The organism is Allobosea minatitlanensis, assembly GCF_964020775.1.
Window position 1 is genome coordinate 2,997,211 of the sequence record NZ_OZ224509.1, and the last position, 13,374, is coordinate 3,010,584.

General features: G+C 69.9%; 12 protein-coding genes. 7 read left to right on the forward strand and 5 right to left on the reverse strand.

Annotated features, from left to right (window positions below; all coding sequences use genetic code 11):
• Nucleotides 1–58: 58 nt before the first annotated feature.
• On the reverse strand, nucleotides 59–1,540 hold the full coding sequence (gene pdxR / locus ACWH43_RS14715; RefSeq protein WP_260347900.1) for a MocR-like pyridoxine biosynthesis transcription factor PdxR: 1,482 nt from the start codon (nucleotides 1,538–1,540) through the stop codon (nucleotides 59–61).
• A gap of 211 nt (nucleotides 1,541–1,751) precedes the next feature.
• Here pdxR and ACWH43_RS14720 point away from each other — a divergent pair, with 211 nt between their 5' ends.
• From ACWH43_RS14720 to ACWH43_RS14745, 6 genes are all read left to right on the forward strand, one after another.
• Entirely contained in the window at nucleotides 1,752–2,528 is a 777-nt protein-coding gene (locus ACWH43_RS14720; protein ID WP_260347901.1) for an ABC transporter ATP-binding protein, read from the forward strand.
• An 11-nt stretch (nucleotides 2,529–2,539) separates the two neighbouring features.
• A complete protein-coding gene (locus ACWH43_RS14725; protein ID WP_158446913.1) occupies nucleotides 2,540–3,337 on the forward strand; it encodes a transporter substrate-binding domain-containing protein in 798 nt (265 codons plus the stop codon).
• A 95-nt stretch (nucleotides 3,338–3,432) separates the two neighbouring features.
• Complete coding sequence (locus tag ACWH43_RS14730) at nucleotides 3,433–4,131, forward strand: ABC transporter permease (protein ID WP_260347902.1); 699 nt, start codon at nucleotides 3,433–3,435, stop codon at nucleotides 4,129–4,131.
• 2 nt (nucleotides 4,132–4,133) lie between these two features.
• The gene (locus tag ACWH43_RS14735) at nucleotides 4,134–4,862 is read left to right on the forward strand and encodes an ABC transporter permease (protein ID WP_158446911.1); all 729 of its coding nucleotides are present in this window, start codon (nucleotides 4,134–4,136) and stop codon (nucleotides 4,860–4,862) included.
• Nucleotides 4,852–5,658, forward strand: coding sequence for an inositol monophosphatase family protein (locus tag ACWH43_RS14740; protein ID WP_158446910.1), 807 nt, complete (start codon nucleotides 4,852–4,854; stop codon nucleotides 5,656–5,658). The genes ACWH43_RS14735 and ACWH43_RS14740 overlap by 11 nt, the downstream gene beginning before the upstream one ends.
• A 43-nt stretch (nucleotides 5,659–5,701) precedes the next feature.
• A complete protein-coding gene (locus ACWH43_RS14745; protein ID WP_158446909.1) occupies nucleotides 5,702–6,511 on the forward strand; it encodes an inositol monophosphatase family protein in 810 nt (269 codons plus the stop codon).
• 20 nt (nucleotides 6,512–6,531) lie between these two features.
• Here the strand turns inward: ACWH43_RS14745 and ACWH43_RS14750 are convergent, their stop codons facing one another.
• From ACWH43_RS14750 to ACWH43_RS14765, 4 genes are all read right to left on the reverse strand, one after another.
• Nucleotides 6,532–7,998, reverse strand: a complete 1,467-nt coding sequence (locus ACWH43_RS14750) for a UdgX family uracil-DNA binding protein (RefSeq protein WP_158448256.1) — start codon at nucleotides 7,996–7,998, stop codon at nucleotides 6,532–6,534.
• The gene (locus ACWH43_RS14755) at nucleotides 7,995–9,224 is read right to left on the reverse strand and encodes a putative DNA modification/repair radical SAM protein (protein WP_158446334.1); all 1,230 of its coding nucleotides are present in this window, start codon (nucleotides 9,222–9,224) and stop codon (nucleotides 7,995–7,997) included. Before ACWH43_RS14755 ends, ACWH43_RS14750 begins: the two co-directional genes overlap by 4 nt.
• Nucleotides 9,225–9,328: 104 nt before the next feature.
• Nucleotides 9,329–11,083: an ABC transporter ATP-binding protein gene (locus tag ACWH43_RS14760; RefSeq protein WP_158446333.1), complete on the reverse strand. Its 1,755-nt coding sequence runs from the start codon at nucleotides 11,081–11,083 to the stop codon at nucleotides 9,329–9,331.
• A 23-nt stretch (nucleotides 11,084–11,106) separates the two neighbouring features.
• Complete coding sequence (locus tag ACWH43_RS14765; RefSeq protein ID WP_158446337.1) at nucleotides 11,107–11,970, reverse strand: ATP-binding cassette domain-containing protein; 864 nt, start codon at nucleotides 11,968–11,970, stop codon at nucleotides 11,107–11,109.
• Between the two features lie 343 nt (nucleotides 11,971–12,313).
• Between ACWH43_RS14765 and ACWH43_RS14770 the strand changes: the two genes are divergently transcribed.
• Nucleotides 12,314–13,351 (forward strand): ABC transporter ATP-binding protein, encoded by a 1,038-nt coding sequence (locus ACWH43_RS14770; protein WP_158446332.1) that lies wholly within the window; start codon nucleotides 12,314–12,316, stop codon nucleotides 13,349–13,351.
• Nucleotides 13,352–13,374: the final 23 nt, after the last annotated feature.

The window sequence follows — 13,374 nt, forward strand, 5'->3', positions numbered from 1 at the left end:
GTCCTCCTCTGCGGCCTGCGCGGCCGCCTCGATGAATCGATCGTTTCCCCAACCGCTGCTAGGCGGCGGCCATGACCTCGGCGAAGCGCCTCACGGCGGGGCCGATGCGCTCGGGCAGCGTATTGCCGAAGCCGAAGACGAAGCCCGTCGCGGCCCCGTCCTGCAGCCGGTAGCGGGACAGGGCCGGCGCATCGATGCCGCGCTGCCGGGCCGCGTCGGTGATCGCGGCGTCGTCCAGCGGGGCGCGCGCATGCGCGGTCAGGTGCAGGCCGGCGGTGACGTCCGGGATCAGCAGGCGGTCGCCGAGCGACCGCCGCAGGGCGTCGACCAGGATCGTGGCGCGCTCGCGATAGAGCAGGCGCATGCGCCGGACATGCCGCGCCAGCACCCCGCGCCCCATGATGTCGGCCACCATCTGCTGGAGCGGCGGCGGCAGGTAGCAGGAAAAGACGAGCTTGGCCCGATAGAACAGCTCGACGAGGTCCGGCGGCAGCACCAGATAGGTCAGGCCGAGAGACGGCGAGAAGATCCGGTTGATATTGCCGATGAAGATCACGCGCTGGTCGGTGTCGAGCGAGAGCAGCGAGGCGAGCGGCTGGCGGTTGATGCCGATCGGGCTGCTGTAGTCGTATTCGATCACCCAGGCGTTGCGGGCCTGGGCCCAGGCCAGCAGGGCCAGCCGGCGCTCCATCGACATGGTCGAGCCATAGGGAAACTGGTTCGTCGGCGAGGCGATCACCATGCGCGCGCCGTCCGCCTCCGGGCCGAAGCTGTCGACGCGGAGCCCCTCGAGATCGACCCGATGCGGCAGGACGCGCGCGCCGTTCGCCACCATCGCCGCCACCCGGGTCGGATAGCCGGGATCCTCCACGACGACGCCGTCTCCGGGGTCGAGGAGCAGTTGCGCGAGCAGGATGAAGGCCTGCGTCGTGCTGGCGACGACGGCGATCTGCTCGGCCCGGCAGGGCACCCCCTCATATTCCCCCAGATATTTCGCGATCTGCTGGCGCAGCGCCGGCAGGCCCAGCCGCTCGCTGAAGCTGAACTGGGGCCAGGGCTCCGAGCCCCAGTATTCGGCGGTGCTGCGCCGGATGTCGGCGAAGGGCAGTTCGTCCAGCGCCGGCAGCAGGGGGCTGAGATCGTAGCCCAGCTCGCGCTCGCTCGGCAGGGACTGGTCCATCAGGGCCCTCCCCCGCGCCGCCGGCGCGCGCGGCTGGCGCCGGGGCGACGGCGGGACCGGCGCATCGATCCGGCGGTGCAGATCCTCGGGCAGGTCCTTCTCGATATAGGTGCCCGCGCCGGTGCGCCCATGCGCATAGCCTTCGTTCTTCAGCCGGTTATAGGCGAGCACGATCGTCGAGCGGGAGACGCCGAGCTCGTCCGAGAGCTTACGCGAGGGCGGCAGGCGCACGCCGCGGGGAATCGCGCCCGCCACGACCAGCAGGCGCAACTGTCCGGCGATCTGGTCGTAGAGCGGCTCCGGGCCGTTCGGCTCCACCGCGATCGTGTTCCAGAAGGGGTAGTTGAAGCTCGCGGTCATGTCCCGTCGCAGGAAGGGTCGGGCCGCTCGTCGCCCGGGCGGAGGGAGCCGTGGATTGAGCGGCCCGGCGGGCGCCCGGTCAAGCTCGCGGCCAGATTGGTATGCCCGATTCGGCAGAATTGGTACTTGAGGCGGTTTTTAGCGGCCGATACCGTCCCTGCCAATCGCGGTCGGGACAAAGCCGATCATCCAGCGCAAGCGGAGGAAGAACGTGTCTCGACCCGAGGCGAAGACCGTCCTCACGGCAGACGGCATCCACAAGAGCTATGGCGACTTCGCCGTGCTCAAGGGGGTCAGCCTGGCGGCCCGGGAGCGGGACGTCATCTGCATGATCGGCGCCAGCGGCTCGGGCAAGAGCACCTTCCTGCGCTGCATCAACCTGCTCGAGACGCCGGAAGCCGGCTCGATCGCCTTCGAGGGCGAGCAGCTCAACCTGGATCGCCGCGGCGACGGCGCCGCGCGCCTGGACGCGCGGCAGATCAGCCGGATCCGCAGCCGCATGGGCATGGTGTTCCAGAGCTTCAACCTGTGGAGCCACCTGACCGTCCTCGACAATGTGACGATCGCGCCGATCAAGGTGCTCGGCGTGCCCAAGGCGGAAGCGAAGGAGCGGGCCGAGGCCCTGCTCGCCAAGGTCGGCCTGTTTGACAAGCGCTTCCATTACCCGGCGCATATCTCGGGCGGGCAGCAGCAGCGCTGCGCCATCGCGCGGGCGCTGGCGATGGACCCGAAGCTCCTGCTCTTCGACGAGCCGACCTCGGCGCTCGACCCCGAGCTGGTCGGCGAGGTGCTGCGCGTGATGCGCCTGCTCGCGGAAGAGGGGCGCACCATGATCGTCGTTACGCATGAGATGGCCTTCGCCCGCGAGGTCTCGAGCGAAGTGCTCTTCCTGCACGAGGGGAAGATCGAAGAGCGGAACACGCCGGAGCAGATCTTCGGCAATCCGACGTCGGAACGATGCAGGCGCTTCCTGCAGCGCGTCCTGTGAGGAGAGGAACCATGAGACACACGGCCCTGGCCCTTCTGTCCGGCGCAGCCCTGCTGCTGGCCGGCTCCGCCTTCGCCCGCGAGGTGAAGGTCGGCACCGAATGCACCAACCCGCCCTTCAACTACCGCACCGCCGGCGGCGCCCTGACCGGCTTCGACGTCGACATCGCCCGCGAGATCGGCAAGCGGGCCGGCTTCGAGCTGCAATTCGTCTGCCAGGCCTTCGACGGCCTGATCCCGGCGCTGACGGCGCGCAAGTTCGACCTCGTCCTCGCCAGCCTCTCGATCACCGAGGCGCGCCAGAAGAACATCGACTTCAGCATCCCCTATCGCGGCTCGACCGGGCGCTTCGTCGGTCCCAAGACCTCCAAGCTGGAGCCCCTGACGGCCGACGGGCAGCCCAATCCCAAGGCGCTCGACGGCAAGGTCGTGGGCATGATCCGCGCCAGCACCTATGACCGCTATTTCACCGAGCTGTTCCCCGGCGTGCAGATCGCGCGCTATGAGAATTACGAGACCCTGCTGCTCGACCTCGGCTCCGGCCGGGTCGACCTGATCATGGCCGGCCCGATCAAGATGGCGGACTTCCTCACCGAGGAGCGCGGCAAGGACTTCGCCTTCATCGGCCCCGAGCTGGAGAGCATCAAGTATTTCGGGCCGGGCGTGGGCGTCGGGCTGCGCAAGAACGAGCCCGAGCTGGCGGACAAGGTCAACGACGCGCTCAAAGGCATGTTCGCCGACGGCACCTTCAAGGCGATCAACCAGAAATACTGGAAGTTCACGGTGCTGCCGAGCGTCTGGATGGACTGAGCCGCCGGCCCTCGCTCTCCTCCCTCCCCCCTGCCCGCAGCCCGGGCGGAACGCGCGGCCCCGGCCCCCCGCTCCGCCCGACACCGGAAAGACGCATGACGGCAGACCTGTTTCAGGGCTGGGGCACCCAGCTCTTCTGGGGCACGATGGTCACGCTCAAGGTCGCGTTCCTGTCGCTGCTGGCAGGGCTGGCGATCGGGCTCGCCGTCGCCCTCGCGAAGCTCTCCTCCTCGCGCCTGCTGCGGGTCACGGGCGACGTCTACACCACCTGCATCCGCGGCACGCCGGAGCTGCTGATCATCCTGCTGGTCTATTTCGGCAGCACGGTCGCGCTGTCGGCGGCGCTGCGCCGGATCGGCGGACCCGACACCCATTTCGAGATGCCGGCGCTGGGCGCCGGCGTGCTGGCGCTCAGCCTCGTCTTCGGCGGCTATGCGGCCGAGATCTTCCGCGGCGCCTTCCTCGCCATCCCGGCCGGGCAGATCGAGGCGGCCAGGGCCTTCGGCATGCGGCCGGCGACCTTGTTCATCCATATCCGCCTGCCGCTGATGTGGCGCTACGCCCTGCCCGCGCTCGGCAACATCTGGATCTCGCTGATCAAGAACACCTCGCTCATCTCGATCGTCGGGCTGGAGGAGCTGATGCGCGTCAGCTACGTCGCGACCTCGGTGACGCGCAGCCCGTTCCATTTCTACGTGCTCGCCGCCGTGATCTACCTCACGCTGACCATCGCCAACTCCCTGATCATCGACATGCTCGAGACCCGCGCGAACCGCGGCGTGCGGAGGGTCTGACCGTGGACGTCTCGCTCATGATCGACAGCGTCCCCCGCCTGCTGGAAGGGGCCGTCGTCACGCTGAAGCTGCTGCTGCTGACCGAGATCATCGGCTTCGTCTTCGCGCTGCCGCTCGGCATCCTCTACGCGAATGGCAGCCGGGCGGTGCGCGCGCCGATCTATGGCTTCGTCTATTTCTTCCGCGGCACGCCGCTCCTGGTGCAGATCTTCATCGTCTATTACGGGCTCGCCCAGTTCGAGGCCGTGCGCCACAGCTTGCTCTGGCCCTGGCTGCGCCAGCCCTTCGTCTGCGCGCTGATCGCCTGCGCGCTGCATTCGGCGGCCTATACGACCAACATCCTGCGCGGCGCGATCCAGGCCGTGCCGGCCGGCGAGGTCGAGGCGGCGCGCGCCTGCGGCATGTCCGCCTTCCAGGTCCAGCGCCTGATCGTGCTGCCGGTCGCGCTGCGGCTGATGCTGCCCGCCTACAGCAACCAGGCGATCGGCATGCTGAAGGGCACCTCGCTCGCCAGCACGATCACCCTGATGGAGCTGACCGGCGTGGCCAACACCATCGTCGCCAGCACCTTCTCGCCCTACGAGATCTTCATCATGGCGGCGCTGATCTATCTGGCGATCACGCTGGTCATCACGCGCTGCTTCAAATTCGCCGAATACGCCCTCAGCAAGCACCAGCGGCCGCTCGCGAGCGCCGCCGCGACGCCCGAACAGGTCCGCCATGCCGACTAGCGACATCAGGAACTTCATCGCCTTCGCCCAGGAGATGGCCGAGGCGAGCGGCGCGATCATCCGCGAGGCGGCCGGCCGCATCAACGCCTTCGACTCCAAGGGCGACGACAGCCCGGTGACCGAGATCGACCGGCGCGTCGAGACGGAGCTGCGCCGGCGCATCGGCGAGGCCTTCCCGGAGCACGGCATCCAGGGCGAGGAATTCGGCGCCCAGGCGACCGGGGCCGACTATGTCTGGGTGCTCGATCCGATCGACGGCACGAAGGCCTTCGTCGCCGGCATCCCGGTCTTCGGCACGCTGATCGCCCTCGCCCATCGCGGCGTCCCGGTTCTCGGCGTCATCGACCAGCCGATGACCCGCGAGCGCTGGATCGGCGCGGACGGCTTCCCGACCACCCTGAACGGCAGGCGCGTCGCGACCTCCGGCCGGACCGTCCTGTCCGAGGCGGTGCTGTCGACGAGCAATATCGAGCTCTACGATCCCGCGAGCCTGCCGGTCTTCGAGGCGCTGCGCTCCTCGGTGCATTGGTGCGTCTATGGCGGCAGTTGCTATGCCTATGGCCGGCTCGCCTCGGGCGGGATCGACGTCGCCATCGACCGCTTCACCACCCCGCACGACGTGCTCGCCCATGTCCCGGTCATCGCCAATGCCGGCGGCGTCATCACCGACTGGGAGGGCGCCCCGCTGACGCTGCATTCGAGCGGGCGCTGCCTGGCGGCGGCCAATCCCGCGCTGCATCGGGCCGCCCTCGACCGGATCGCCCGCCGGCGGCCCGCAGGCACGCCGGCCGCGTAGGCCCGCCGCGCAGCATCCCGACTCCCAGCCAGGTCGCCCCGTCATGCCCAGCACGCCCCGGACCCGCCGCGCCATCGTCGACGCCATGAAGGAGGCCGCCCGGATCGGCGGCGCCTCGCTCGCCGGCCATTTCGCCCAGCTTTCCGCCCTGTCGATCCTCGAGAAGGGTCCATCCGATTTCGTCTCCGCCGCCGATATCGAATCCGAGCGGCTGATCGTCGCCTTCCTGAACGAGGCCCTGCCCGGTATCGCGGTGCTGGGCGAGGAGGGCGGCGCCTCGCCCGATGCCGGCGACGGGCCCAGGATCGTCATCGACCCGCTGGACGGCACCAACAACTTCCTGCACGGCATCCCGCAATTCTCGGTGTCGCTCGCCCTGATGGAGGGCGAGGAGGTCACGGCCGGGGTCACCTACAACCCGCTGAGCGGCGAGCTGTTCTGGGCCGCCGCCGGCGAAGGCGCCTATCTCGGCGACAGGCGGCTGAGCGGGTCGAGCCGCGCCTCGCTGGCCCATGCCGTCGTCGGGACCTGCTTCCCCTATAACGGCAAGGGCGACACCGAGAAGGCCGCCCGCGAGATGGCCGCGATCATGCCCCGGGTTTCGGGGATCAGGAGCCCGGGCTCGGCGGCGCTGGAGATCGCCTATGTCGCGGAGGGCCGCTTCGACGGCTTCTGGGCCTCGGGCGCCAAGCTCGACCTGTGGGACCTGGCCGCCGGCGTCATCATCGCGCGCGAGGCCGGCTGCCTCGCGACCGAGATCGACGGCGCGGGCGACCCGCTCGACTGCCGGAGCCTCGTCGTCGCGCCGCGCCAGTTCCACGGCCTCTTCGTCGACATCTTCCGCTCGGCCTGAGCCGCGCCAGGACGAAGCCGTCATGGCGGCATGGCGGGCGGAGGAGGCATCGCGGCAGAATCGCCGGCGCGGGCCAGTGCTGCCGCGATGTCGGCCGCGAGCTCGCGCCGCAGCCGCGCCTGCTCGCCCGGATCCGGCGTCCGCAGGATATAGGAAGGGTGCCAGGAGACCAGGACCGGCCCGCCATGCAGGCCGGCCTCGAACGCGCCGCGCCGGCGCGAAAGCGGCCGCTCGTCGCCGGTCAGGGCGAAGGCGGCGGACGCACCGAGCGCCAGCACGATCCGGGGCCGGATGAAGGCCAGCTCCAGCCCCAGCCACCAGCGGCAATGGTCGATCTCGCGGCGGTCCGGGTTCTGGTGCAGGCGCCGCTTCCCGCGCGGCACGAACTTGAAATGCTTGACGGCATTGGTCAGCCAGGCGGAGCCGGGGTCGAGACCCTGCGCGGCCATGATCTCGCGCAGCAGCCGGCCGGCGGGGCCGACGAAGGGCCGGCCGGCGAGATCTTCCCGGTCGCCCGGCTGCTCGCCGACGACCATGACCGGCGCCTGTGGGTCCCCCTCGCCCCAGACGGTCTGCGTCGCGGCTTCGCACAGCCCGCAGCGGCGGCACTGCATGGCGGCCTGCCGGGCCTGGCCGAGATCGTCCGGCCATTCGGCCGGCGCGGGCAGCCCCGCGCGATAGCGCGCCGAGACCGCCGCCGCCCCGGCACGCGGCGGGCTGGCGCTTGCCGCGCGCATGCGCTCGACCCGCCGCCCGGCATCGGCGAGCATGGCGGGGATGAGGCGGGTCTCGGGCAGGTTGCGCCAGTATTTCTTCGGCATCTCCGACCGCATCGCGGCGAGCTTCACCCGCGCCGGATTGAAGATGCTGGTGAAATAGGTGGCCCAGAGCGCCTCGGAAGCGTCGTCCGGCCAGTCGGGCCGGACCCCGCCGGCCGCGAAGGAAAGCCGGCCGTTCTCGAAGCGCGCGGTCAGCCGCGGCGTGGCGATGAGCCAGTCCATATCGGCGAAGCGCCCGACGAAGAAGGGCACGGCCGGCTCCAGCGTGTCGTGCTCCGGCTCGAACCAGGCGCCGAAGGCGCGCCGCTCCCCGCCGGAGGGAAACTCGCGGAAGCGCAGGAAGGCGTGCAGCTTGTGGATGTCGCGCCCGACGGATTTCGCCATCAGGCCGAGCCTGCGGCCGAGCGGATCGGCCTGCGACAGCGGCGCCCCATCCTGCCGGTCGAGCCGCCACAGCGCCTCGTAAAGCAGCGCGAAACGCTCGGGCGAGGCATGCCAGACGACCGCGTCGGCCAGGCGCAGAAAATCGCGGCTCACCCGCAGCCGATGCCCGCCGGGCTGCTCCGGCAGCGGCCCGCCCGCGAACAGCCCACCTCCGCCGTTCCAGTCGATCCGCTCGGGCGCGATGCGATGGCTGATCGCCAGCCGGGCCGCGGCCCGCCAGGCCGCGGCGACGCCCTGGCGCGGCAGCGTGACGACGACGTTCACAGCAGCGCCAACTGCTCCGGCGCCGGCGCGAAGCGGGCCCGCAGCGCGGCGCTGTCGGTCAGGCCGCGCGGCGACCAGCCCGGCAGGCTGACGAAGGGCTGCGCCTTCCTCATCGCCGCGCCGATGCGGACGAGATCGTCGAAGCGCAGCGCGCCGTGCCGGCGGGCGGCGATGATGCGGTCCACGGTGCGAACGCCGAAGCCCGGCACGCGCAGCAGAAGCTCGCGCGGAGCCCGGTTCACATCCAGCGGGAACCGGGCCCGGTGCTGCAACGCCCAGGCCAGCTTCGGGTCGATGTCGAGGTCGAGATGGCCCTTGCGCGCGCCCGTGGCGATCTCCTCGGCCGAAAAGCCGTAGAAGCGCATCAGCCAGTCGGCCTGGTAGAGCCGGTGCTCGCGCATCAGCGGCGGCTTGACCAGGGGAAGCGCCGCGGAGGCTTCCGGGATCGGGCTGAACGCCGAATAATAGACCCGCCGCAGGCGATAGCCGCCATAGAGCCGGGTCGCCGCGCTCAGGATGGCGACGTCGTCCGCCCCATCGGCGCCGACGATCATCTGGGTGCTCTGGCCGGCCGGCGCGAAACGCGGCGCGGCGCGGCCGGTGAAACTCCTCTCCTTCGCCGCCTCGCGCTCCAGCCGCATCTGGGCCATCGCCGCGCGGATGGTCTCCGGCCGCTTCTCGGGCGCGAAGCGGCGCAGGCTCGCATCCCGCGGCAGCTCGACATTGACCGAGAGCCGGTCGGCCCAGAGCCCCGCCTCGCGCACCAGCTCCGGCGACGCATCGGGAATCGTCTTGAGGTGGATATAGCCTTTGAAGCCGTGCCGCTCGCGCAGGGTGCGGGCGATGCGGACCATGTCGGCCATGGTCTGGTCCGGCGAGCGGATGATGCCCGAGGACAGGAAGAGCCCCTCGATATAGTTGCGCCGATAGAATTCGAGGGTGAGCGTGACCACCTCGTCGACCGAGAAGCGCGCGCGCTCGACATTGCTCGAGACGCGGTTGATGCAATAGGCGCAGTCGAAGATGCAGAAATTGGTCATCAGGATCTTCAGCAGCGAGATGCAGCGGCCGTCCGGCGTGTAGGCATGGCAGATGCCGCTGCCGCCGGAGGAGCCGATGCCGCCCTTGCGCGAATCGCGCTTCTCGCCCCCGCTCGAGGCACAGGAGGCGTCGTATTTCGCCGCATCCGAAAGGATCGCCAGCCGCTCTTTCAGTGAACGCTTCATGTAATGTTCACTATATGTTCTAATCGGCTTTTGCAACTCCGGCGAGGATCGCGCGGGATGTGGCAGGGCGGCCGCAGAAGCCGCCCCGGCCGGCGCGGACCGCGTCAGGCGACGGCGTTGCCCGGCACCGCCCCGCCATGGCCGGCCTGGGCGGCGTGGAGGCTGCGATAGCGCCCCTCCTTGCGGGCCAGGAGCTGGGCGTGGCTGCCCTGCTCGACGACGTCGCCGTTCTCGACGACGACGATGCGGTCCGCATTGGCGATGGTCGCGAGGCGATGGGCGATCACCAGCGTCGTGCGCCCCTGCGACAATTCCGCCAACGATTGCTGGATCGCCTTCTCGGTCTCGGTGTCGAGCGCCGAGGTCGCCTCGTCGAGGATCAGGATCGGCGGGTTCTTCAGGAAGATGCGGGCGATGGCGAGCCGCTGCTTCTGGCCGCCCGAGAGCTTGACGCCGCGCTCGCCGATCACGGTGTCGAGCCCATCGGGCAGCGCCGCGATGACGCCGTCGAGCCGGGCGCGCCGGGCCGCCTCGACGATCTCCTCCTCGGTCGCGTCGAGCCTTCCATAGGCGATGTTGTCGCGGATGCTGCCGGCGAAGAGGAAGACGTCCTGCTGCACGATGCCGATGTTCGAGCGCAGCGATTGCAGCGTCATGTCGCGGATGTCGATGCCGTCGATCAGGATCGCGCCGCCGGCGACCTCGTAGAAGCGCGGCAGCAGCGAGCAGATCGTGGTCTTGCCGGCGCCGGACGGGCCGACGAAGGCGACGGTCTCGCCGGCCGCGATGTCGAGGTCGAGCCCGTCGAAGATCGGCCGCTCGGCGCTGTAGCCGAAGCGCATCTCCCGATAGGCGATGTCGCCGCGCAGCCGCTCGACCGCGCGGGCACCCGGCCTGTCGGCGACGTCCGGACGGGTCGCCAGGAATTCGAGATAGCGCTGGAAGCCGGCGATGCCCTTCGGATAGGTCTCGATCACCGCGTTGATCTTGTCGACCGGGCGGAAGAAGACCCCGACCAGCAGCAGGAAGCCGACGAAGCCGCCCGCCGTCAGCTCGCCGCGCACCACGAACCAGCCGCCCGCCAGCATCACCACGACCTGCACGAAGCGCATCGAGAGATAGGACAGCGAGGTCGAGGCGGCCATCAGCTTGTAGGCGGCGAGCTTGGTGTCGCGGTAGCGGCGGTTGCTCTCGGCGAAGAGCCGGCGCTCATGCTCCTCGTTGGCGAAGGCTTGGACGACGCGGATGCCGCCGACATTCTCCTCGATGCGGGCGTTGAAATCGCCGACCCGCCCGTAGAGCGCATGCCAGTTCTGGGTCATCCGGCTGCCGTAGCGGATGGTGACGAAGGCGGTCAGCGGCACCACCAGCGCCGTGACGATGGCGAGCGGCACATGCACCCACAGCATCAGCGCGAAGGCGCCGATCAGGGTCATGATCGCGATGAACAGGTCCTCCGGCCCGTGATGCGCGACCTCGCCGATCTCCTCCAGGTCCTTGGTCAGCCGCGCCACGAGATGGCCGGTCTTCTGGTTGTCGAAGAAGCCGAAGGAGAGCTTCTGCAGATGGTCGAAGGCCCTGGCCCGCATCTCGGTCTCGATGCCGATGCCGAGCTTGTGGCCCCAATAGGTCACGACGACCTGCAGCCCCGCGCTGATCAGATAGGCGACGAAGAGCCCGGCGACGGCGAGCGCGATCAGGCCGATCTCGCCGGTCGGCAGCAGCCGGTCGATGAAGAGGGTGACCGCGACGGGGAAGGCCAGTTCGAGCAGGCCGGCAGCGACCGCGCTGCCGAAATCGAGCATGAAGAGGCCGCGATGCGGCCGGTAATAGGCGGCGAACCGCTTGATCAGATCCATATCCGTCTCCGCGGCGACCGCGCTCAGGCTGGGAGCGCGATCGGGCGCTGTGTCTGGGGGTGGGCGATCACGCTCATCGCCACGCCGTAGATGCGGGCGAGCTGCTGCGAGGTCATGATCTCGTCCGGCGCGCCGCGTGCGATCATCCTGCCGGAATGCAGCGCGACGATCTCGTCGCAGAACCGGGCCGCCATGTTGACGTCGTGCAGGACGACGACGACGCCGAGCCCCCGCTCGGCGGACAGGCGGCGCACCAGCGAGAGCACCTCGATCTGGTGGGCGATGTCGAGCGCCGAGGTCGGCTCGTCGAGCAGCAGGCATTCGGCGTCCTGCGCCACCAGCATCGCCAGCCAGGCGCGCTGGCGCTCGCCGCCCGAGAGCGTGTCGACCAGCCGCTCGGCGAACGGCTCGACATCGGTGAGCGCCATCGCCTCGGCGACCTTCTCGCGATCCTTCGCGCCGAAGCGGCCGAGCGCGCCGTGCCAGGGGTAGCGGCCGAGCGCGACCAGCTCCTTGACCAGCAGCCCCGACGAGGCCGGCGTCTGCTGCGGCAGATAGGCGACCTTGCGCGCGAAGGCCCGGCCGTTCCAGGCCTCGAGCGCCTTGCCTTCGAAGCGGACCGTGCCGCCGGTGGCCGCCTGCTGGCGGGCGAGCAGCTTGAGCAGCGTCGACTTGCCCGAACCGTTGTGCCCGATCAGCCCGACCACCCGCCGCGCCGGCAGGGTAAGGCTCAGCGGCTCCAGCAGCGTGCGGCCGGGCACGGCGAAGGTGACGCCGTCGAGATCGAACAGATCGCCTTCGCCGGCTGCGAAAGCGGCGCCTCCGGCCAGCGAAAGGGCCTTCGCCGCCAGGCTGCCCTGAGCGGGCGGAAACGCGGAAGCCTTCATCTCCATGATCGAACTCGCTTTCGGGGATCGCCGGTCTGGGCCGCTGCGGCTTCGACCTACACCGCCACGGCCCCGGGTGAAAGTAGGGTGTTCCGCCCCGGAAGCCACTTCGCGGAGCCTCGCGCCGGCGCGGGCGCCCGCGTTGCGCCTGCCGCGCTCGCGGCGGAAGCCGGCATGGCCGGCAGCCTGCGACAGACCGCCTCACCTGCCGGACGGCCGTCCGGCGCCGGGCCCGCTCTTGTCTCCGCGCCGGTTTTGCCGTCAAGCTCCGCCCCGCGAAGAGCCGGCAGCCGCACATCCTTGCGCCGGCTCAGGATAGATCTCTGGAACGGCCGGGTCGCGAATGGTTTCGGTAGAGCTCAAGGACGTGTCGAAGAGCTGGGGCGGTGCGGCCGCCGTCGACGGCATCGGCTTCACGGTGGAGGGAGGGCGGCTCGTCGCCCTGCTCGGCCCTTCCGGCTGCGGCAAGTCCACCACGCTCCGGCTGATCGCCGGGCTGGAGGACACCAGCGCCGGCACGATCGCCATCGGCGGGCGCGACGTCACCCGTGCCCCGCCCTCCAAGCGCGGCATCGCCATGGTCTTCCAGAACTACGCGCTGTTTCCGCATCTGAGCGTCGCCGAGAACATCCTGTTCGGGCTGAAGGTGCGGAAAGTGTCGCGCGCCGAGCGCGACGCCCGCCTCGCCCGCGCCGCCTCGATCCTCGGGCTGGCCAAATTGCTCGACCGCAAGCCCTCGCAGCTTTCCGGCGGGCAGCAGCAGCGCGTCGCGCTCGGCCGCGCCATCGTCGCCGAGGCGCCGGTCTGCCTGATGGACGAACCGCTCTCCAATCTCGACGCCCAGTTGCGCGTCGAGATGCGGCGCGAGATCCGCGAATTGCAGCAGCGTCTCGGCATGACCATGGTCTATGTCACGCATGACCAGGTCGAGGCGATGACGATGGCCGACCAGGTCGTGCTGATGCGCAACGGCAAGATCGAGCAGGACGCCGCGCCGGACGCCCTCTACGAGAACCCGGAGACGATCTTCGCCGCCCGCTTCGTCGGCACGCCGCCGATGAACGTGCTGCCGCTCGCTTCCGTGCAGGCGCGCGGCGGCACGCTCGCCGCGCCGCCGGGGCTCGATCCGGCCGGGCTCGCTGTCGGCATCCGCCCCGAAATGACGGAAATCGGCGAGAATGGCATCGCGGCCGAGGTGGTGACCGCCGAATATCTTGGCGCCGACACTTTGATCGAGACGCGCGTCGACGGCCATTCCTTCATCGTCAAGCGCCCCGGCAAGATCCGTGCGACGGCGGGCGAGACGGTCTACATCAGATTGTCACAGGCGGCGCTGCATTGGTTCGACCAGGCGTCGGAACGGAAGGTGGTTCGCAACTGAACCGGCCGCGAGAGTCGGACGCT